21 protein-coding genes are annotated in these 20,632 nt (G+C 41.8%); 2 read left to right on the top strand and 19 right to left on the bottom strand.

The window, feature by feature from the left end:
- Position 1: 1 nt before the first annotated feature.
- A complete protein-coding gene (locus G3567_RS04965; protein ID WP_164004316.1) occupies positions 2–886 on the top strand; it encodes a rhomboid family intramembrane serine protease in 885 nt (294 codons plus the stop codon).
- Between the two features lie 5 nt (positions 887–891).
- A complete protein-coding gene (locus tag G3567_RS04970; protein ID WP_164004212.1) occupies positions 892–1,926 on the top strand; it encodes an endonuclease/exonuclease/phosphatase family protein in 1,035 nt (344 codons plus the stop codon).
- Here G3567_RS04970 and G3567_RS04975 read toward each other — a convergent pair.
- The 19 genes from G3567_RS04975 to G3567_RS05065 all read right to left on the bottom strand — a co-directional run bounded on the left by G3567_RS04975 (position 1,916) and on the right by G3567_RS05065 (position 20,616).
- Positions 1,916–2,548: a WbqC family protein gene (locus tag G3567_RS04975; protein WP_164004213.1), complete on the bottom strand. Its 633-nt coding sequence runs from the start codon at positions 2,546–2,548 to the stop codon at positions 1,916–1,918. The genes G3567_RS04970 and G3567_RS04975 overlap by 11 nt on opposite strands.
- 3 nt (positions 2,549–2,551) lie before the next feature.
- Entirely contained in the window at positions 2,552–4,120 is a 1,569-nt protein-coding gene (lepB, locus tag G3567_RS04980; RefSeq protein ID WP_164004214.1) for a signal peptidase I, read from the bottom strand.
- 11 nt (positions 4,121–4,131) lie between these two features.
- On the bottom strand, positions 4,132–4,848 hold the full coding sequence (gene dapB, locus G3567_RS04985) for a 4-hydroxy-tetrahydrodipicolinate reductase (protein ID WP_164004215.1): 717 nt from the start codon (positions 4,846–4,848) through the stop codon (positions 4,132–4,134).
- Positions 4,849–4,853: 5 nt separating this feature from the next.
- Complete coding sequence (locus G3567_RS04990) at positions 4,854–5,435, bottom strand: DUF5683 domain-containing protein (protein ID WP_164004216.1); 582 nt, start codon at positions 5,433–5,435, stop codon at positions 4,854–4,856.
- On the bottom strand, positions 5,425–6,327 hold the full coding sequence (locus tag G3567_RS04995; RefSeq protein WP_164004217.1) for a ParB/RepB/Spo0J family partition protein: 903 nt from the start codon (positions 6,325–6,327) through the stop codon (positions 5,425–5,427). The genes G3567_RS04990 and G3567_RS04995 overlap by 11 nt, the downstream gene beginning before the upstream one ends.
- A 4-nt stretch (positions 6,328–6,331) precedes the next feature.
- A complete protein-coding gene (locus tag G3567_RS05000) occupies positions 6,332–7,096 on the bottom strand; it encodes a ParA family protein (RefSeq protein WP_164004218.1) in 765 nt (254 codons plus the stop codon).
- A 90-nt stretch (positions 7,097–7,186) separates the two neighbouring features.
- Positions 7,187–8,068: an SDR family oxidoreductase gene (locus tag G3567_RS05005; protein WP_164004219.1), complete on the bottom strand. Its 882-nt coding sequence runs from the start codon at positions 8,066–8,068 to the stop codon at positions 7,187–7,189.
- A gap of 67 nt (positions 8,069–8,135) precedes the next feature.
- A complete protein-coding gene (gene menA / locus G3567_RS05010) occupies positions 8,136–9,050 on the bottom strand; it encodes a 1,4-dihydroxy-2-naphthoate octaprenyltransferase (RefSeq protein WP_164004220.1) in 915 nt (304 codons plus the stop codon).
- 4 nt (positions 9,051–9,054) lie between these two features.
- On the bottom strand, positions 9,055–10,392 hold the full coding sequence (gene purB, locus G3567_RS05015) for an adenylosuccinate lyase (RefSeq protein ID WP_164004221.1): 1,338 nt from the start codon (positions 10,390–10,392) through the stop codon (positions 9,055–9,057).
- Positions 10,393–10,465: 73 nt separating this feature from the next.
- Complete coding sequence (locus G3567_RS05020) at positions 10,466–11,182, bottom strand: SIR2 family NAD-dependent protein deacylase (RefSeq protein WP_164004222.1); 717 nt, start codon at positions 11,180–11,182, stop codon at positions 10,466–10,468.
- Positions 11,183–11,185: 3 nt separating this feature from the next.
- Positions 11,186–11,956 carry a carboxypeptidase-like regulatory domain-containing protein gene (locus tag G3567_RS05025; protein WP_164004223.1) on the bottom strand — a complete coding sequence of 257 codons (771 nt, stop codon included), beginning with the start codon at positions 11,954–11,956 and terminating at the stop codon, positions 11,186–11,188.
- A 62-nt stretch (positions 11,957–12,018) separates the two neighbouring features.
- Entirely contained in the window at positions 12,019–13,779 is a 1,761-nt protein-coding gene (locus tag G3567_RS05030) for a DEAD/DEAH box helicase (protein WP_164004224.1), read from the bottom strand.
- Positions 13,780–13,847: 68 nt separating this feature from the next.
- A complete protein-coding gene (locus G3567_RS05035) occupies positions 13,848–14,420 on the bottom strand; it encodes a non-canonical purine NTP diphosphatase (protein WP_164004225.1) in 573 nt (190 codons plus the stop codon).
- Entirely contained in the window at positions 14,417–15,748 is a 1,332-nt protein-coding gene (locus G3567_RS05040) for a DUF58 domain-containing protein (RefSeq protein ID WP_164004226.1), read from the bottom strand. The genes G3567_RS05035 and G3567_RS05040 overlap by 4 nt, the downstream gene beginning before the upstream one ends.
- Positions 15,748–16,734, bottom strand: coding sequence for an AAA family ATPase (locus G3567_RS05045; protein WP_164004227.1), 987 nt, complete (start codon positions 16,732–16,734; stop codon positions 15,748–15,750). Before G3567_RS05045 ends, G3567_RS05040 begins: the two co-directional genes overlap by 1 nt.
- A gap of 3 nt (positions 16,735–16,737) precedes the next feature.
- Positions 16,738–17,934 carry a DUF4350 domain-containing protein gene (locus G3567_RS05050; protein WP_164004228.1) on the bottom strand — a complete coding sequence of 399 codons (1,197 nt, stop codon included), beginning with the start codon at positions 17,932–17,934 and terminating at the stop codon, positions 16,738–16,740.
- Positions 17,927–18,700: a hypothetical protein gene (locus G3567_RS05055; RefSeq protein ID WP_235923474.1), complete on the bottom strand. Its 774-nt coding sequence runs from the start codon at positions 18,698–18,700 to the stop codon at positions 17,927–17,929. The genes G3567_RS05050 and G3567_RS05055 overlap by 8 nt, the downstream gene beginning before the upstream one ends.
- Entirely contained in the window at positions 18,690–19,667 is a 978-nt protein-coding gene (locus G3567_RS05060; RefSeq protein WP_164004229.1) for a hypothetical protein, read from the bottom strand. The genes G3567_RS05055 and G3567_RS05060 overlap by 11 nt, the downstream gene beginning before the upstream one ends.
- A complete protein-coding gene (locus tag G3567_RS05065) occupies positions 19,630–20,616 on the bottom strand; it encodes a stage II sporulation protein M (protein ID WP_164004230.1) in 987 nt (328 codons plus the stop codon). The genes G3567_RS05060 and G3567_RS05065 overlap by 38 nt, the downstream gene beginning before the upstream one ends.
- Between the last annotated feature and the right edge of the window lie 16 nt (positions 20,617–20,632).

The raw sequence follows: 20,632 nt of genomic DNA on the forward strand, positions 1-20,632 counted from the left end.
TATGGACTGGACGCAAAAATTAATCTACAAGTACAACACGGCCGATACCCTGGAAAAACTCATCGGTATCAACGTGCTTATGTTCATCCTGACTTTTGTGTTCAGAACCCTGGGATTTCTGTTTCAGATTCCGGCCGACTTTTTTGTGGAATGGCTTGTGTTTCCTAAAGGTTTATTGGAACTTGCCTATAAACCCTGGACCATTATTACCTATGCGTTTATGCATTCGGGTATTTTCCACATTCTGTCCAACATGCTGATTCTGTATTTTTCAGGGAAGCTGTTTCTGACGTTCTTTTCTGGTAAACGCATGCTCAACCTCTATTTTTTAGGTGCCATTTTTGGTGCTTTAATCTATACTCTGAGTTATAATTTATTGCCCGCCTTTAGTGAAACCGGGCGATCGTATTTGATTGGGGCATCAGCTTCAGTCATGGCCGTTTTGGTGGCTATAGCAACTCAGTCTCCCAATATGGAAGTCAGATTGTTTTTCCTAGGCAACCTTAAGCTGTGGTGGATTGCTGCTTTTTTGGTGGTTCTGGATGTGATTCAGATTCCTATTTCCAATCCGGGCGGGCACCTGGCGCATTTAGGAGGGGCAGGTATTGGCTATTTGTATATCACCCAACTCAACAAAGGAAATGATATAGGCTCGTGGCTGCAGTCTCTTACCGATTGGTTCGCCGAATTTTTTCAGCCTAATACGAGAAAAGGCAAGATGAAAACGGTTCATAAGACCAGGGGGAAAAAGAAGTCAGCTCCCGCCAGCAGAACCGATAATCAGAAAAAAATAGATATCATTTTAGACAAAATCAGCAAAAGCGGTTACGATAGTCTTTCTAAAGAAGAAAAAGATTTTCTGTTTAAAGCAGGTAAAGACATGTAATTGTCATGAAAAAAGCAAAACTCAATTTCTTTCAAAACCTGGTTTTTGCAGTCAACCTGTTCTTTGCTGCCTGTTTGCTCGTCGCTTATATCCTGCCTTTTGTTCCCCCCAAGTTTTCTGCCTTTCTCTCTATTCTGAATTTGGGACTGCCCGTATTCATGCTCATTAATCTTTGTTTTGCCGTATACTGGCTTCTGAAGTTAAGGCTGCACTTTATAGTCTCTGCAGTACTGGTTTTAGGAGGTTATTCTTACATGAAAAAGATATTTGTTTTCAAAGACAATGCTCAGGAAGTGACGGAAAACACCTTCAAAGTCATGAGCTACAATGTGCGTTTATTCAATGCATACGACTGGATTGATAAAGAGGATGTGGAACAGAAAATTTCAGATTTTATTGCTAAAGAATCTCCCGATATTGTCGCCTTTCAGGATTATAAAAAGGCGCCGGATTTGGCCATGAATGCTTTTCCGTATTCGTTTGAAAAATTCAAGACAACTTCCTCCAGGATAGGGATTGCCATCTTCAGCAAGTATAAAATTATCAATAAAGGATCTATTGATTTTCCCAACACCCATAACAATGCGATTTTTGCCGATGTTTTGATTCAAAACGATACGCTGAGGGTCTACGCCGTGCATCTGGAATCTCTGAAAGTCATTCCCGATGTGAAGGAACTGCAGAAAGAAAATCATCAAAAACTGATAAGCAGGGTGGGCAAGTCCTTTGTGAAACAACAGGAGCAAACCAAAATGCTTACCGAAAATTTTGAAACTACCCACCTGCCAAAAATCGTTTGCATCGACATGAACAACACCCCGTTTTCCTATGTGGCCAATCAGCTTTTGGCTCACAATCTAGAAGATGCTTTCGTAGAATCGGGGCAGGGACTTGGAAAGACTTTCGATTTCGATTTTTTGCCGCTTCGTATCGATGCTATTTTCAATGAAAAAAGCATTCAAAATATCAATTTCAAAAATTATGATCTAAGGTTGTCCGATCATTACCCCATCATGGCCAGCTTTAAACTTAGTGATTAAGCTTCTGGGATTCCAGGTAATTTAAGGCTGAAGGCCCTTTGTTAAAAAGCAAATCCAGGATACTCAGGTTAGAGATAAAACCGAATTTGGGTTGAAACACCTGAATGTAGTCTTCGAGTTCTGCCTGTTGCCTGCGTTTTGATCTCACCAAAGCACGCTGATCCTCGTAAGCCTCAGTGGACAATTCAAAGCTTTCAGTAAAAACAAAATCGAAATCCAGGTTAAGACAGTCAAAAATAATCTGCATGCATTTCAGATTGAAATCCATCAGGAAAGTCGCTTTTTTTTCAAATATATCCACAAATTCATCTTCATAAAACTCAAAGTAAGGTGAGGTTCTGTAGGCAGCTTCCAGGGATTTCCAATGTAAACGCTGCCATTTGAAGGCATTTTCAATCTGAATATCTTTGTATTTCTGATGTTTTCCCGTCTTGTTTTCCCGGTGTTTTATAGGCACATTCAGCAAAAGTTTTCCGTTAGCGCCATAGATGTACTGACGTGTTCTATAGGTTTGCTTTTGATAATTATCCTGTTTTTCCATGGCCAGTTGATCGGCCTGAGCGATGAAGGCATAGAGGTCTACAGGGCCGAAATAGCAAGGGTGTATGAGAACGGGTTTCAAGATTTATTTTTTCTTTTTGATGAAATAATTGTAACCGAATATAAGAACCAGGGCAATTAAAAAATAGACCAGATAGGAGGTGGGTTTTCCTTCGCCGCCTACGGTCGTGAATACTCTTTCCCATCTTATTTTGTCCACCAGGTTACTGGCATTGGGGTCCAGACTCATCCAGACGAACACGGGTTTGCCCACCACGTGATTTTGCGGAACATAGCCCCAGAAGCGACTATCTTCACTGTTGTGTCGATTATCGCCCATCATCCAGTAATAGTTCTGCTGAAAGGTATAGTCGTCTATGGGCTCGCCATTAAGGTAAACCTGTGAACCTTTCAATTTCAGATTGTTCTCAAATCCCATTTCTGAACCCTCGTACACCTCAATAATTCGCCGGTAAAGTGAAAAACTGTCCTGGTCTAGTTTTACGGTTTGTCCGGCTTCAGGGATGTAGATAGGGCCAAAATTATCCCGGTTCCAGTCGACCTTCCCGTTATTAGGAAAAATCTTGGGATCTCCTTCACCTTCAGGGGAAATAATACGCTGAACCGATTTGACGTTGGGATGATTTTTAAATTTCTCTAAATTTTCTTCAGTAATCGCTTTGACCTGATAAATGTCTCGTTCTCTGTCAAGCCATCCTAAGCCGTCTGTAATGCCATAGATTTCAACGAGACTGCGCGAGTTAAAACCTTGTCCTTTCCCATAGACGATATACGAAAACTGAGGTTTAGCACGGTCCGGAAGCTGAAGAGGAGCATTGTTGACATAGATTTTTCCGTCGATGATTTCCAAAGAATCTCCGGCAACACCCACGGCCCGTTTAACGTAATTTGATTTTTTATCTATGGGTTTATGGTAATGCCTTCCAGACTCGTCTCTAAACATGCGTACCGTATCTACCGGCCAGTTGAAAACCACAATATCGTTTCGCTGTACATCTTCAAATCCCGGTAACCTCATATAGGGCAACTGCGGTTTTTTAAGATAAGATTTGACTCCCAAAAATGGAATCGTATCGTGAACCATTGGAAATGAAACTGCCGTTTGCGGTACTCTGGCTCCGTAGTGAAATTTGCTGACGAACAGAAAATCACCTACAAGTAATGTCTTTTCCAGGGATGATGTTGGAATCGTAAACGGCTGCATGATGTAAGTGTGTACAATCGTTGCTGCAACCACAGCAAACAGAATAGAACTTACAAAATCGCCGGTTTTCGACCTGGCTTTTAGACTTCTGTCTTCAATGTAGTTGTGCTTGGTGAAGTAATTGATGTAATAGGTGTAAAGCCCCAGCGTAAAAAGCTGTAAAAGCGTATCTGTGGTCGAGTTTTTTCCAAAACTTCTGGCCGTCTCTACCCAAATCACAGGAAACATGATCAGATTGACTATGGGTATAAAAATCAAAAAGACCCACCACCAGGGCCTGTTGATGATTTTGAACAGGACGATGGCATTATACACGGGAATGGCAGCTTCCCACCAGTGTTTTCCGGCACTTTGATATAATTTCCAGGTTCCAAAAAAATGAAGGACCTGAATGAATACGATGAACAATAAAATATCCGTAAATGACATGAACGTATGAATTAAGTTGGAGTATTGAGTTGAAGTACGTCTTTCATTGAATAAACGCCCTGTTCCTGGTTAAGAATCCATTCTGCGGCAATCACTGCGCCGTGAGCAAAGCCTTTTCTGGATTTTGCATTGTGGGATATGCTAATGGTATCGATAGCCGAGTCGTAAGTGACATCATGAAAACCAAACACCCCTTCTTTTCTTTCTGCTTCAATACCGATGGATAATTTGTCGTTTTGAGGGGGATGATTCCAGGTTTGGTAACTCGATTCGTTTATAATCTGGTCTGCCAGGCTTATGGCTGTACCGCTTGGGGCATCTTTCTTTTCCAGATGGTGAATTTCTTTCATGTTGACGGTGTAATCTTCCAGAGCCGACATCATTTTGGCTAAATAGGAATTCAATTCAAAAAAAACATTGACCCCTACACTAAAATTGGAAGCATAGAGAAATCGACCGGATTCTGACCTGCAGACGTCTGCCGCCTCTTCGTATTGATTGAGCCAGCCTGTTGTTCCGGAAACCACGGCAACCTTGTTTTCAAGACAGCTGGTGATATTTGTAAAAGCGGCTTCGGGAATACTGAAGTCTATGGCAACATCGGCTTTTTTCAATGCTGCGATATCCAGTTCATCGGAAGTGATATAGACAATCTCATGATTCCTGGAGTTTGCGATTTCTTCAACGGTTTTACCCATTTTTCCGTAACCAAGTATAGCGAGTTTCATTTAATTTAATTTAATTTAAAATTCAAAGTTAAGCCATAGTCTACATTCCCACTCAAATAATTGGGTTCAAAATTCGGACGCAGCGAAAGATTTCTGGAGACGTCAAACTGGCGCAGATGCGCATCCACATTTGCATCTACAATATTCAGCAAATAAAAAGCTACTGTGGCCAATATGGCAAATTCTTTGTTTTGTCGAAATTGCTTCTGGGCATTGATAAGCCCATCGTTTTCTAAAATACCCTGAAATTCATCATCATCAAAGCCAGCGAGTCTTCTTTTGTAGGCCTCGCGATACCTATCGTACTGTTTATCGTTGAAGATCACCAGGTACATGCTGGTTCCGATGCCGGCATAGACCAGAGGAATCTTCCAGTAGCTGCCATTATAAGCCTGCCCAAGGCCAGGCAGTACGGCTGAATAAAACGCAGATCTGGCAGGCGCTAAAGGATCGTAAAGATCAAGTTTGAAAGCCTCTTTAGTGGAAACCATGCTGCTTTTAATGGATAAGGAATCCTGTTCCTGACCCAAAACCACAAGTAAACCTCCGAAAATTAAAACAAGCGAATAGAGAAAATTACGAGTCACCTTGAATTAATTTTTTGATTCTCTGAAAATCTTCATCAGAAGAAAAGGGAACAATCAATTTTCCATTGCCTTTTTTGTTGATCTTCATTTCCACCTTAGCACCGAAATAAGAAGAAATCTGCTTGAGTGCTTTTTGTTTCTTTTCGTCGACTTTTGGCTTTTCCCTGGATTTGGAAGTTTTGGAACCCTCCTGTGTGCGTTTGACCAGGGCTTCAGTTTCTCTCACCGAAAGCTTGTCTTTTAGAATTTGCTCGTAAATCTCCAGCTGAACGCTGGTGCTGCTGATGTTGATAAGCGCACGGCCATGGCCCATGCTCAAAAAACCGTCTCTCATCCCTGTTTGAATGATAGGGTCTAACTTCAGGAGTCTCAGGTAATTGGCAATGGTAGATCTGTTTTTGCCCACTCTGTCGCTTAACTCTTCCTGGGTTAAGTCAATTTCATCGATGAGTCTCTGGTAGGAAAGCGCCACTTCAATGGGATCAAGGTCCTGACGCTGAATGTTCTCAACCAGGGCCATTTCCAAAGATTCCTGGTCATTGGCGATTCGGATATAGGATGGAATCGTCTCCAGGCCAAGCATTTTGGAAGCCCGGTAACGTCGTTCCCCTGAAACCAGCTGGTATTTGTTAAAATCTAACTTTCTTACCGTGATCGGTTGTATCACCCCAAGTTCTCGGATTGAGGAGGCTAATTCCTTGAGCGCCTCTTCACTAAAACTGGTTCTGGGCTGAAAAGGATTGACTTCAATAGCCTCAAGGCTTAACTCCACTATATTTCCAACGACTTTGTCCGCATTTTTATCTCCTGCAGATTTGATGTCATTATCGGGATCATTAAGTAAGGCAGAGAGTCCTCTTCCTAAGGCTTTTTTCTTTGTCGTTTTGGCCATGAATCTATGTTGACTTTTTTATTATTTCTTCAGCTAAGCTTAAATAGTTGTTAGCGCCCTTACTGGCGGCATCGTATTTAATAATGCTTTCACCATAACTTGGAGCCTCGCTTAGTCGGACATTTCGTTGTATAATGGTTTCAAAAACCATGTCGTTGAAGTGTTTTTTGACTTCTTCAACCACCTGGTTGGACAAACGCAGCCTGGAATCATACATGGTCAGTAATAATCCTTCAATGCTGAGTTGCTGATTGTGTATTTTTTGTACGCTTTTGATGGTATTCAATAATTTCCCAAGCCCTTCCAGAGCAAAATATTCACACTGAATCGGTATCAAAACAGAATCTGAAGCGGTTAATGCGTTTAAGGTCAACAATCCAAGCGAAGGAGCACAGTCGATGAGAATGTAATCAAACTTCGATTTGATAGGCATCAAAGCTTCTTTCAGCATGTATTCTCGTCGCTCCACGTCCACGAGTTCCAGTTCAATCGCTACAAGGTCGATGTGAGAGGGAATGAGCTCTAAGTTGGGAGAATCGGTTTCAATGATTGCCTCTTCAGCCTTTTTGGTATGCTCCAAAAGCTGGTAAGTCCCAATCTCTACAGATTCTATATCGATGCCTAATCCGGAAGTTGCATTGGCTTGAGGATCGGCGTCAATTAACAAGACTTTTTTTTCTAAAACACCTAGAGCTGCTGCTAGGTTTACAGCAGTGGTGGTTTTACCAACACCCCCTTTTTGGTTCGCAATCGAAATTATTTTACCCATTAAAACAGTTGATTTATAAGATGTAAAACTACAATTATTTATGGCATTAGAATAAGTCTAATTCAGTAATCCGGTTTAAAAAACCTCAAATTAACTTTTCTTCTGAGCCCGAATCATTTGTTCCAGTTGATCCCATAGTTCAGGGGTCACGGCTTCAAGAAGATTAAACTGTCCGGCGCCTTTCAGCCACTCGCCACCGTCGATGGTAATCACTTCACCATTGAGGTAATGCGCGAAATCGGACACCAGGTACGCAGCCAGATTGGCTAATTCCTGATGGTCACCCACACGCTTTAGAGGCACTTTTTTAGCCAAATCAAATTTTTCTTTGAGTTCGCCTGGCAATAATCTGTCCCAGGCACCCTGGGTTGGAAAAGGGCCCGGAGCAATCGCATTGAAACGGATGCCGTATTTGGCCCATTCTACAGCCAGAGACCTGGTCATGGCCAGCACTCCCGCTTTTGCAGTAGCGCTTGGGACCACAAAGGCAGATCCGGTCCAGGCATAAGTCGTGACGATATTGAGGACGGTTTTGTTGGTTTGTTTTTTGTCAATCCAGTATTTTCCCAGCGCCAAAGTACAGTTTTTGGATCCTTTTAAAACGATATCAATGATGGTATCAAAGGCATTGGCAGACAACCTTTCGGTGGGAGAGATGAAATTTCCCGCTGCATTGTTCAGCAGAATATCCACTTCCCCAAAAGCGTCGTGGGCTTGGTCGATCATGTGTTCCACTTCGTCGTAGTGTCTTACATCACACTGAACGGGTAAGCATTTACCTCCGGTTTCCTCCTCAAGCGCAGAAGCCGTCGTTTTCAGTTTATCAAGATTTCTACTGCTGATGACTACATTTGCTCCAAGTTCCAGGAAATAGCGAGTCATTGATTTGCCTAAACCACTTCCGCCACCGGTCACAATTATAGTTTTGCCTTTCAAGGCATCATCGCGTAGCATTTTCTTTGTAAAATCCATCAGATATTTTTTTTCTCAATTTACAAATTAATGTTTTAAAATCAAGTATTTCAATTTAGTGAATTCTTTAATTGGCAAACATCAACAGAAAGAAGAATGTGATGGAGAGCGCAAATGTACTCAGGGCCACTTTTTTTAATTCTGGATCCAGGACTTTAGGATCTTTATAAGCACTTACTTTTTTTAAGTGAACGGCCAGGGGAACAAAGGCTAGAAGCGGTGTTAAAATCCAGAGCGGTTCGCTGTCCAGACGCAGTATCAAAAACACAAGAAGGCTCAGAAAGGCCAGAATAATGAGGCTAAAATGGTAGATTTTCGCAAATTGCTTTCCGAAGAGAACCACCAGGGTTTTTTTGTCAGCATTTTTATCGCTGTTCTCATCTCTCATGTTATTCAGGTTAAGAACCGCACTGCTCAGCAAACCGATACTAACGGCCGGCAGCAGGAGCCATACATTCACCTGTTTGGTCATTAAGAAATGCACGCCTAAAACACTGACGAGCCCGAAAAAGATAAAGACAAAGACATCGCCTAAGCCCTTATACCCAAAGGCAGAACGGCCTACAGTATATTTGATGGCAGCAAGAATAGCCGATGCGCCTAAAGCCACAAAGGCCAGACTCAATAAGAAATCGTCTTTACCAAAACTCACGTAAATAAGCGTTAATGCCAGCAAGGCGGTCACCACAGAAGTCAGAATGATTCCCTTTTTCATTTCCTTATCTGTAATCACACCGCTTTGCAGAGCCCTCATCGGACCAATGCGCTCCGCATTATCGGTTCCTTTAACGCCATCGCCATAGTCATTGGCGAAATTGGAAAGGACCTGCAGTCCAAGAGTAGTAAGCATGGCCAGCCAGAAGATGTCAGAATCAAATTCGCCATAAGGAAAAGCCAGGCCGGAGCCTACCAGTATTCCGGACAGGGAAAGCGGTAAAGTGCGTAATCGCGCTGCAGAAATCCAGGCTGCGGTTTTACTCATAATCTTAAATTCCTGTATAATTGGACGGGGTGATGGCTCTTAACTCGGTCTTGACTGCATCTGAAACGTCTAGGGAGTCGATGAAAGAAGAAATGCTTTGTTCATCTATTTTAGAATTGGTCCTCGTCAGGCCCTTTAAAGCTTCGTAAGGATTTTCAAAATTCTCTCGTCTCAAAATCGTCTGAATGGCTTCAGCCACAACAGCCCAGTTTTCATTTAGATCTCTTTCAATTTTATCTGCATTTAAAACCAGTTTGTCCAGTCCCTTGGCGGTGGATTGCAGGGCAATCAGCATGTGACCCATCGGCACGCCAATATTTCTTAAAACGGTACTATCGGTTAAGTCTCTTTGCAGGCGACTGATAGGGAGTTTTGCTGAAAGATGCTCCAGTAAAGCATTGGCAATACCCAGGTTCCCTTCAGAATTCTCAAAATCGATGGGATTGACCTTATGCGGCATGGCGGAAGAACCCACTTCTCCTTTTTTGATTTTTTGCTTGAAATAATCCATTGACACATAGCTCCAGATGTCCTTATCGAAATCGAGAAGAATGGTATTGAGACGTTTCATGGCATCAAAACTAGAGGCCATATTGTCGTAATGCTCTATTTGGGTGGTTGGAAAGGAATGTTTTAACTTTAATCGGTTTTCAACAAATTCTTTTCCAAAAGCCCGCCAGTCGATGTCCGGATAAGCGACTTTATGCGCATTGAAATTCCCGGTAGCGCCACCAAATTTGGCGGAGGAAGGTATAGCTGTCAACTGACTTAGCTGTTCCTGAAGTCTCACGACAAAAACCTCGAATTCCTTTCCCAGTCGGGTAGGGGAAGCGGGTTGCCCGTGAGTTCTGGCCAGCATAGGAACTGCAGCCCATTCCTCAGCTTTCGCTTTTATCTTGCTGATGACCTGTTCCAGCTCTGGAATATAAACCTCGTGAATGGCTTCAAGTAAGCTAAGCGGCACAGCCGTATTGTTGATATCCTGAGAAGTCAGTCCGAAATGTATGAATTCTTTAGAGGTTTTCAGATTCAGATGATCCATGCGCTCTTTGATGAAATACTCCACCGCTTTCACATCGTGATTGGTCACTTTTTCAATCGATTTGATGTGTTCCGCATCTTCAAGGCTGAAATCCAGATAAATAGAGCGCAAACTCGGGTATAGGGCCCTGTCCACCTCTTTTAACTGCGGAAGTGGCAGTTCACACAAGGCAATAAAATATTCAATTTCCACACGGACTCTGTACTTGATCAAGGCGTGTTCGCTAAAATAGCGATTTAGAGATTTCGTTTTGTTAGCGTAGCGCCCATCGATAGGAGAAATAGCATCAAGTGAATTCATGAATTCAAATTTAATTTTACCCGCAAATATAAGCTATCAGGACCACTTCTTTTTTGTAAAACCGATTTAGTTTTCAGTACTGAATCACTTCGGAACCTGTTTTAAATCGACTTAAGTCAAGAAGCTGCTTAACGACTTTTTCAACGCCAGTCGTCGCCTTTTCAGCAAACACCTGAACATGCCTGGAAGGCGTGATGGAGGGACTTGGGTCGATAAAGTAAATGGGAGTGTGTTTCGGAGCATAATCGATTAATCCGGCAGCCGGATAGACTTGCATGGAGGTCCCTACGATGATGATCATATCGGTTTGTTTGAGAATGTCAATGGCTTTTTCCATCATAGGAACCTCCTCGCCAAACCAGACCACATGAGGTCTTAACTGCTGGTTTTCGCTATTGACATTGCCGAGCCTGAGGTCATCCCTCCAGTCGTAAATCAGGCTTTCATCAGATACACTTCTTGCTTTCATGAGTTCCCCATGAAGATGAGTGATTCGGGAGCTGCCGGCACGCTCATGTAAATCATCCACATTCTGAGTGATGATATCCACCTGGTAGTGCTTTTCGAGATCGACCAAGGCTTTATGTGCTGCATTTGGACGCACGTTTTTTAACTGCTGGCGTCTTTTGTTGTAAAATTCTAAAACCAATTCTGGATTTTGCTCGAAGCCCTCGGGGGTAGCGACCTGCATCACATCATGGCCTTCCCAGAGTCCGTCGTGGTCTCTGAATGTTTTTACACCACTTTCTGCGCTTATTCCTGCTCCAGTAAGTATGCTGATGTGTTTCAATGTTTATCGGTTTATGGCTCTGTATTCCTCGTAACAGCTGCTTATAGCGTCAAGAACCTGCAAGTCGTTGGCTGTCGTGATAAAGTCTCTGGAATAATTGCATCTGTCCAGAACCTGATCGATATCGTCTTTGCTGATCTGGAGTACGGCTGAGAGTGTTTCTCTGTCGAATTTGTCCTGGAGAATCTCCTGAATGCTCTCGTTCATTTTCATCTTTCGAAGACGACGCATCTGCTGATCCTTTTTGCTGAAGGTCTTATAGAGTAAATCCGCTGGATTGGAAATGGATTGTAAAACTTTTGAAATGGCGCTGCTTTGGTAATTACCGCCTTCGTAGGCATAATCTAAACCAGAGATACTGTACCTGTAGTTATCGTAGATAGGGATATTTTTAGCGTCAATTTCTAAATAGCCGGTAAGCTGAACTTCCTGTAATCTGACTTCCTGTAAAGCGATAGCAGATTCTGTCATTTTGATTTTGACATCTCCAAACTTTACCCAGTCGTCTGTAATTTTGACCTGTATAGATCTAAAGCCAAGGTAGGAAAGGTATAGGGTATCATTTATACTTGCCTTGATATTGAACTGACCCTCTTCGTTGGTTGTAGAACCTTTTACTGTATTGATGTTTACAATATTGACGTTCTCAAGCGGTTTATCATTGGCGGCATTCATCACAACGCCTTTGATGCTTATCAATTCTTTGTCTTGACTCCAGGCTGTAACTGAGATCAGAACAAGGCATATATATGTAATCGTGTACTTGAAATCCATCTATTAAAAGTAGTCATTTCGAGGCAATCTTTTGCCTCGAAATGACTTTTTTAAATATTAATTTAGCTCTTTTTTCTTCTTCTTTCGAAAGAACTCTTCACGCTTGAACCGCCTGATTTTTTTCCTTTAAAATCTGAAGATTTGTTTTTATCAAAGCGTTTTCTAGGTTTGCGATCTCCTCGGTCACGGCCACCACCGCCACCTTTTCCAAAGCCACCACTTTTCTGGTCTTTGGTGATTTCGACGTTAACATGTCTGCCTTTGAGCATAAAGTTGTCGAAGGTGCTCACCACCTTTTCAACATCATCTGTAGCGACATTAAAGAAAGAGAATGTGTTTTTTACATCCACTTTGGCTACGCCATCGCGGTCCAAATTCAACTGCTCTTTCAGGAAATCCTTCATAGACATCCAGTTGAAACCGTCTTTTTCACCAATATTGATAAAGAAACGCGTTTCATCCCCATAATCCTTACCAGAAGAATAGGCTTCATCGGCAGAATGCTGAGTGATTTTGGGCGCGTTTTTATAATAATTATGGAATCTCGTAAATTCTACAGAGAAAAATTTCTTGATGATTTCTTCTTTGCTTAAGTCTTCAAATTGAGCTTCCAAATCCGGGATGAACGAATCTATGTCCGGATTGATTTTAGTGTTCTTGATTTCGTCTGCAAGGTGAAATAACTGACGTTTACAAATTTCATCTCCGGAAGGCAATTCTTCCTGAGTAAATTTCTGACCGATAATTTTTTCAACCTGACGAATTTTTCTAACCTCACTTTTAGTAACAATCACCAGAGATTTACCTTCTTTTCCGGCACGACCTGTTCTTCCACTACGGTGAGTATACGTTTCGATTTCGTCCGGTAACTGGTAATTGATGACATGAGTAATATCATCCACATCAATTCCACGTGCTGCTACATCTGTAGCGACAAGCATCTGAATTTGTTTCTTTCTGAAACTGTTCATCACCATGTCTCTCTGAGCCTGGCTCAAATCGCCGTGAAGGGCAGAGGCACTATAACCGTCTTCAATAAGTTTTTCGGCTACTTTTTGAGTATCTCTTTTGGTTCTGCAAAAGATAACTGCATAGATATCGGGATTGGCATCTACCACACGCTTTACAGCACTGTAGCGATCACGACCACCTACGATGAAGTATTCGTGGCTTACCGATTTTGTAGAAATATTTTTTTGTCCAACCGTGATTTCTTTCGGACTTTTCATGAATTTTTTAGCGATCATCGACACCTCTTTTGGCATCGTTGCACTAAATAACCAGGTGTTCTTCTGATCTGAAGAATGGGATAAAATCTCTTTGATATCTTCAAAGAAGCCCATATTCAACATCTCATCGGCTTCGTCAAGAATACAAATGTTGATGTTTGAAATATCGATGATATTTCTCTGGATCATATCCTTCATACGTCCCGGAGTCGCTACGATAATTTGTGCACCTCTCTTAATCTGCCTGGCCTGGTCGGTTATGCTTGCGCCACCATAAACCGCAACTGTGTTGAGATTTTGATAGTACTTGGCATACTGCTTGAGCTCGTTGGTGATTTGCATACACAACTCACGCGTTGGAGAAAGAATTAAACCCTGTGTTTTTTTGGAATTAAGGTCGATGTTCTGAATTAATGGAAAACCAAATGCTGCGGTTTTACCTGTACCTGTTTGGGCTAGCGCTACCATATCGGTAGGCTCTTCGAGTAAGACAGGAATCGTCTGTGCCTGTACTTCACTCGGGGACTCAAATCCTAAATCTTCGATTGCTCGCAAGATTTCAGGGCTTAAGCCTAATGATTCAAATGTAGTCATAAGTAATTTAAAAATAAGTGCAAAGGTACGTATTCCTAAACTGGTTATCAGGGCTATTTGTTATTATTTTAGGCTTTTAGGAATTCTATGAGTTGCCGGAAGGCCAAACCGCGATGACTGATTTTGTTTTTTTCAGAAGCAGGCATTTCCGCGAAGGTCTGTGAATAGCCTTTGGGTTTGAATAGGGGATCGTAACCAAATCCTTCTGAACCGCAAGCTTCTTTTGTGATTTCTCCTTCACATCGTCCTGTGAATATCCTTTCCTTATCCCCATGCTTAAAAACAATGACCGTCTTGAACCTTGCTGAGCGGTCTTCTTTTCCTTCCAGTTCTTTCAACAACTTTTCCTTGTTAGCTTCATCGTTTTTTTCCTGACCGGCATATCGCGCAGATTTGACTCCCGGTTTTCCGCCCAAAGCTTCCACTTCCAGTCCGGTGTCATCTGCAAAACACGGCAAATCATATAATTCTGAAATCGTATCGGCTTTTATTTTGGCATTCGCTTCAATGCTCTCTCCATATTCTACAATCTCCTGGTGGTAGTCCAAATCGTTTAAAGAGAGAATCTGAATGTGTTCTGGAAGTAAAGCCTGAATTTCTTTGACTTTGTTGGGGTTGTGCGTAGCGAAGATCAGTTTCATAGGAGTCCTTTTGCTTTTATTTCTAGGTATTTATTGATGGTATTGACCGATAAGTCTTTCGGCTTGGTCAGTAGAGTTTGTATGCCGTTTTTCTCCAGCTCTTTTACCATCAGCTGTTTGTTATAGATAAATTCCTGAGCAATGGTCTTTTCGTAAATTTCTGTCAGTTTTGTCGTTGATTTGCCGGCTAATTCATTCAATTCGGTGTTTTCAAAAAAGATGACGACCAGGAGATGAGATTTTGCCAGAGCGCGAAGATAGGGAAGTTGTCTCTTCAGGCTGGTGATGTGTTCAAAGTTGGTGTACAGCATGAGCAGGCTGCGCTGCGTGATTTTCCTTTTACTGTGTGCATAGAGTCGGTTAAAGTCTGACACCAGAAAGCCGCTGTCAATGCCATATAAGGTTTCCAGTAAGGTATTCAAATGTGTTTTTTTGGAATTGGCGGGAACGAAATTTTCAATCGTATCGGCAAAGGTCAGCATACCGACCTTGTCTTTTTTCTTTAAGGCAATATTGCTGAAGGCCAAGGCGGCATTGATGGAATAATCCAGTAAGGATAAGCCTTCAAAGGGCATTTTCATCACCCGGCCTACATCGATCAAATTATAAATCGGCTGCGATTTTTCATCCTGGTACTGGTTTACCATCAGGGCATTCTGCTTAGCCGTTGCCTTCCAGTTGATGGTGCGGATATCATCGCCGATGACGTAATTCTTGATTTGTTCAAATTCCATGGTATGCCCGATTCTCCTGATTTTCTTCATCCCATACTGACTCATTTTCTGGTCGATGGACAGGAAATCCAAGGCCTGCATCTGTATAAATGACGGGTATACTTTCACCATACCTTCATTTTCAAACCTATAACGCCGTTTTACAAGACTGGACCTGGTACTGACATAACAGTTGAGATAACCAAATTTGTATTCCCCGCGTTTGACCGGGGTAAGCGTATAGGTATAGTCCCTTTTGGAATTCTGGGCCAGTGATAATTTTTTTAAAAAATCTCTTTTCTGAAATTGCTCGGGGATTTCATCGATGAGTTCCAGGTGAATGGGGAAGCGGTAGTTGTTTTCAAAATGTAGTTCAACCGCATTGGCGTCGCTGTTGGAAAACTTTTCAGGCAGAATGCGATGGGCAGTAAACTTTTTCCCCTGGTAAAGCCTGAGCATTTCGATGATGAGCAGGACTGTCCCTATGATCAGTAAGCCTGTACTGATGACAAACAGGCTTTCAAACCAGAAGGAAAGCAAAAACATGCCGGCTAAGCCATAGAGCATGGCATAGACCCGCTTACCAAAGTAAAGGGATGAAATAAATTGACGCACTATCTTGGAATTTCTACAGATTTCTGAATGAGATCGATGACTTGTTCAGGGGTTGTCCCCTCCATTTCTTTTTCCGGGGAAAGAATAATCCGGTGGTTCAGTGTGGGCTTCAGACTCAGTTTGACATCTTCCGGCGTCACAAAATCCCTTCCCTGAATGGCAGCAAAGGCTTTTGCCACTTTCAAAATGGAAAGCGAGGCTCTAGGTGAACCGCCCAGCAACAGGTGGGGATGCTTTCGGGTTTGCAGTACGATTTCTGCGATATAATCGAAGATTTTGTCCTCCACCACGATATCGTGAATCTGATCTCTAAACTTGAGCAGAGTCTCCACATTCATCACCGTTTCAATTTCACTTAAAGGAAGCCTGGCCTTCCGATTGTGCTGAAGTTTCAAAATCTGGACTTCTTCTTCCAGATTGGGATAATCGATTTTTAATTTGAATAAAAAGCGGTCCAGCTGAGCCTCGGGCAGGGCATAGGTGCCTTCCTGTTCTATGGGGTTTTGAGTGGCAATCACCATAAACGGCGGTGGCATTTTGTATTCCTTACCGTCCATCGTGATTTGCTGTTCTTCCATGACCTCAAACAAAGCGGCCTGGGTTTTGGCCGGGGCCCGGTTGATTTCATCAATCAGGACTATGTTGGAAAAAATCGGTCCTTTTTTAAATTCAAAATCAGACTGGTCCGCTTTCAAAATGGAAGTTCCAAGCACATCACTGGGCATCAGGTCGGGTGTAAACTGAATCCTGCTAAACTCAGTGTCGATGGATTTGGCAAACAACTTGGACGTGATGGTTTTGGCAATGCCGGGAACGCCTTCAATGAGGACATGACCGTCGGTCAATAAGCCTACGATAAGCAGTTTTATAAAATCATCCTGTCCTACAATGACTTTCGAAAGTTCATGACGTATGGCATCTGTCGCCGATTTCAGTTCTTCTAAGGGAATTCTGTTATTGAATTCTAGTGGATTTTCGTCTTGCATAATCTAGCTGTTGAAAGTTGTGAGTTTTGTATCTAAGGTTTTTAATTCGTCTTCGCTGATGATTTCAGAGGTGTTGATGTATTCAATATACTGAAATAATGCTTTTAAGTCCTCATAATCCGTACTGGTTTTAGAAGACAGATCTCTAAGGAAAGCGGTCGTAATGTCGTTGGTGGATAAGTGATATGCAGAGCGGATGCGTTCCAAAAAGCTTGTGATTTGTTTTTGCGCCATGGCTTTGTGGTCTTTTTTATCCATATACATACCGGCAATGGTTTGCGCAAACTCATAAGAGCGGTTTTGAACTGGCGGAATAACAGGGATGGGGCGCTGCTTGCGTTTTCCTCCAAAAAGCACAAACAACAGCGAGGTGAAAATGATGAGATAGTAAGCCGACTTTAAATAAGGATTGGAAAGCAGATAATACAAAGGACTGGTAATCCGTTCTTTTCCAGATTTATAGTAGTTATCCCAGAACAAGGGCTGATTTAAATCCAAATAGCTCAATGTCCGGGCGGTGTATTCTGCATTATCCCCGTCTACCATAAAATAATTGGTATAGACCTGAGGGGCGAGGTGTAAAAGGAATTTTCCTTCTCCCCAGCTGACCTCGATAAAATTGATATGCTTTGTTTTTTCAGGTTCAGCATTTTTGGGTTTTACAAGACCAAGAGCCTTGGTCGTAGCGGAGTCTGTTTCAGAAAAATAAAGGTATTCAAAGGTTTTTCGCGAGGTTTTGAATTCAGCCAAGGTTTGAGGCTCTTCTGTCAGATTGAAGCTGGGCTGGTATACAAGTGCGGAATTGCTGACGTGAAAACTAATATCTAGATCTAAGGTATCCAAAAGAAGCTCTGGAATACCTTCTGAAGCTATGAAAGCTGTATTACCAGATTCTACCCAGTCCAATAGTTCTTCACTTTCTTCAGGAGTCAGGTTGACAAATCGGTTCAAAAAGAAGTAAGTTCCCGAGTTTTGCAGGCTGTCCTGAAATACCTGAAAGGGCGATTTGTCAAAATGCCGGATATCCTTTGACACCGACTGCAGGCCATCGTAAAAGATCTCAGCCGCCAGGGCTCTGTCATCGGTATGCACATAACTCGCCGACCAGTCTGTGGGTTCTTCGGCGGTTTCGTCCAGGACGATAAGCAGAAGCACAAGTCCAATCAGTCCCCAAAGTAAGCCTTTCATTTTCTTATCCATGGACTCTGGTCTTTTGAATTTTATCGATTAAGTTTTCAAACCGCGTTTTAGCACTTTTAAAATCTGATACTTCGAGTTTAAAATCCCCGTACCACACAAATTCATAAAATCTGGAAGCGAAAGTAAACTCCGATTTGATGTCTTGCTGGGTGATTTCAGATTTATAATCAGCATTGGTTTTCTGAAACTGATAATCGATGAAATGATGCGTCTTCAGATACTTTAAAATATTCAGGAACAGATAGCGGGACGCAAGCCTGTAATCCCCCTCAGATTCAGCGTCTTCTATAAGCGTAGATAAATCCTTTTTCTGGATTAAGCGTTCCTCTTCAGACAAATTGATCTGGCTCTGATCTGCCGGTGGTGATTTTTGCCGGACCACATAGTACTTGTTAAACAGCCAAAAGATGAGCACGCCCAGCCCCAGGATTAAGAGAATCTTTAAAGTAAGGGCCAGGTAATTCCAGAAATTGCCTTCAGAAACTCCAGAGAATACCCAGTCTAAAAATTTGCTCCATTGTAAGTTCAGCCAATTTTGAAGCTTTGTCCAAGCTGATTCTTCTTCAGTGTATTTAAAATAGTCATAGTCATCATCTGCCTGATAAGATCCAATGATGGATTTATCAAATTCTACAACTTTTGGACGATTCTCTAAGCTATCGCCAGGTTGAAGCTGACTAGAAGCCCAAATAAATCCAATTCCTATTAAATTCAGAATAAAAAAGTGAGCTAAAAATTTAAAAAATGAACTTGATTTAACTTCCAATTCTGTCAATGTCTTCTAAGGTTCCAGTTTTGTTGTGAAATTCATTTAAGTTGAAATAAATGAGGGCCACACTAATGAGCGTGACAAGCCCTAAAATATATTGGGCTAGTGTTGCCAAAACGTAAAAAATCATGAATAACCAATTGGTTGCCAGGTTTGCAGTGCCAGGCGTTTCTGAGCCTTCTTGTAAAGACGTAAGGGTCTCCATGAAACTCATGATTACGATTGGGATTTGAAATAAACTACTGATGAGCCACATTAAAATTGTGATAATAAGTAAAGTAGCGAAGGTAATCCACCAATTTTCTTTGATGAGTTTAAAACATTCTGAAAACGCATCAGAAAATGATTTTTCCTGAAAGACAATAATGCAGAACATTAAGCTTAGGGGGCTAATAAAATATACAACTATTAAAACAATAATCAGTAAACAAATTCGAATGGTAAAGATGACCGACAAAGCCATATTAATATTGTTTGTAAGAAGAAAAATTGAAATTATTACTAAAAAGGCAATAATTATACCTAAAAAAATCATTAAACCATAAACTACAAAACTACCCAAGGTTGTTGAAAAAAACTTTCCTATATATTGACTGACTTCGTCGTCTTTAACTTCGCCTTCATTTTTGACATAGCTTTTTATGATACTATTGATGGTAGTAATACTAAGGGCAGAATAAGCTATTGAGCTAAGTATTACAAGAAGTAAGCCGACACCAGCTGATGAAATCATTTCAAGAAAAAAGGCTCCAGGATCATTTCCTATTGACAAATTTCCTGTAAACTTGAGCGATTGGTATTGATAATAGGTGCTTGCGGCTACAAGTAATAACAACAACCAACCTACGTGCTTGAGATAAAGCCTGAAAATGGTTTTGTATTCCTCTCTAATAAAGCCGAAGGTGTCTGAAATAATAGCGCCTAGATCACGCTCTTTTTTGAAGTCGATGTAGTTGTTTTGCATGTTGCTTATGGATTAGTAGTGGTAATATAACGTAATAATAGACGATTAAAATGAATGAGGATGCGATGATTAAAATAGCGAGCCAGTCTGGCATTCCCGTCAGACGTGTTACAAATCCTTCCAGAAAACCCGCTATGATGAAAAAAGGAATGGTACTGATCACGATTTTAAGCCCTGCTTTAACCCCCTGAGTAAAGGATTCCAGGCGGGTGTAGGTTTTGGGGAACAGGAGGCTTTTGCCCATAACCAGTCCGGCACAGGCCGCAACAATGATGACCGAAATCTCAATGGTTCCGTGAATCCAGATGGTTCTGGCCGATTCCCAGAGGATGCCCTCATCATAGAAAAAGTACTGAAATGAGCCCAGCATGATGGCGTTTTGCAGGAGGATGTAGATAGTTCCCAGTCCAGCAAGAATCCCCGCGACAAACGCAAATAAAGCCACCTTGATGTTGTTGAGTGTGATTCCCAGGAACATATCGGTCTGGTTGGCTTTTTTGTAGACCGCCATAGGATCTCCCTGATCAATATTTTCTAAAGTAGAATTCACATAAGCATCCCCCAAAATCAGTCTGACAAACCCGTCGTCTGAGGCTGCAGAATAAGCGCCAATAGCGCTAAACCCCAGGAACAGTAAAAAGGCGAGCAGCAGGGTTGAGCGGTATTCATAGAAAAACAGGGGGAATTCTTGAGTGTAAAACTGATAAATCTTGTTTTTGGATTCTTTTTTGGTCTTGTAGATTTTCTGATGTACTCCTGCCGAAAGTTCGTTCAGGTAAGCCAGAGTCTCACTATGCGGATAAAAAGTCTGGGCATAATTGAGATCTTCTGTGAGCTCAACATAGAGTATGGAGAGTTCGCCAGGAGAAATACGCATATTATTTTGCACAAGCCTTTCAAATTTTAACCATTTGTCTTTATTTTGCTTGACAAAAGCCGCCTCTCGCATCTGAATTTAATTTATC

Origin of the sequence: Psychroflexus aurantiacus, from assembly GCF_010820555.1 — a bacterium.
GTDB lineage: Bacteria > Bacteroidota > Bacteroidia > Flavobacteriales > Flavobacteriaceae > Psychroflexus > Psychroflexus aurantiacus.

Bases quoted from the DNA above. Each gene is read 5' to 3' on its own strand.
- G3567_RS04995 (WP_164004217.1), bottom strand. From the start codon at position 6,327: ATGGCCAAAACGACAAAGAAAAAAGCCTTAGGAAGAGGACTCTCTGCC.
- G3567_RS05050 (WP_164004228.1), bottom strand. From the start codon at position 17,934: ATGGATAAGAAAATGAAAGGCTTACTTTGGGGACTGATTGGACTTGTG.
- G3567_RS04965 (WP_164004316.1), top strand. From the start codon at position 2: ATGGACTGGACGCAAAAATTAATCTACAAGTACAACACGGCCGATACC.
- G3567_RS05000 (WP_164004218.1), bottom strand. From the start codon at position 7,096: ATGGGTAAAATAATTTCGATTGCGAACCAAAAAGGGGGTGTTGGTAAA.
- purB (WP_164004221.1), bottom strand. From the start codon at position 10,392: ATGAATTCACTTGATGCTATTTCTCCTATCGATGGGCGCTACGCTAAC.
- lepB (WP_164004214.1), bottom strand. From the start codon at position 4,120: ATGTCATTTACGGATATTTTATTGTTCATCGTATTCATTCAGGTCCTT.
- G3567_RS04970 (WP_164004212.1), top strand. From the start codon at position 892: ATGAAAAAAGCAAAACTCAATTTCTTTCAAAACCTGGTTTTTGCAGTC.
- G3567_RS05025 (WP_164004223.1), bottom strand. From the start codon at position 11,956: ATGGATTTCAAGTACACGATTACATATATATGCCTTGTTCTGATCTCA.
- G3567_RS05035 (WP_164004225.1), bottom strand. From the start codon at position 14,420: ATGAAACTGATCTTCGCTACGCACAACCCCAACAAAGTCAAAGAAATT.
- G3567_RS05065 (WP_164004230.1), bottom strand. From the start codon at position 20,616: ATGCGAGAGGCGGCTTTTGTCAAGCAAAATAAAGACAAATGGTTAAAA.
- dapB (WP_164004215.1), bottom strand. From the start codon at position 4,848: ATGAAACTCGCTATACTTGGTTACGGAAAAATGGGTAAAACCGTTGAA.
- G3567_RS05060 (WP_164004229.1), bottom strand. From the start codon at position 19,667: ATGCAAAACAACTACATCGACTTCAAAAAAGAGCGTGATCTAGGCGCT.
- menA (WP_164004220.1), bottom strand. From the start codon at position 9,050: ATGAGTAAAACCGCAGCCTGGATTTCTGCAGCGCGATTACGCACTTTA.
- G3567_RS05045 (WP_164004227.1), bottom strand. From the start codon at position 16,734: ATGCAAGACGAAAATCCACTAGAATTCAATAACAGAATTCCCTTAGAA.
- G3567_RS05005 (WP_164004219.1), bottom strand. From the start codon at position 8,068: ATGGATTTTACAAAGAAAATGCTACGCGATGATGCCTTGAAAGGCAAA.
- G3567_RS05030 (WP_164004224.1), bottom strand. From the start codon at position 13,779: ATGACTACATTTGAATCATTAGGCTTAAGCCCTGAAATCTTGCGAGCA.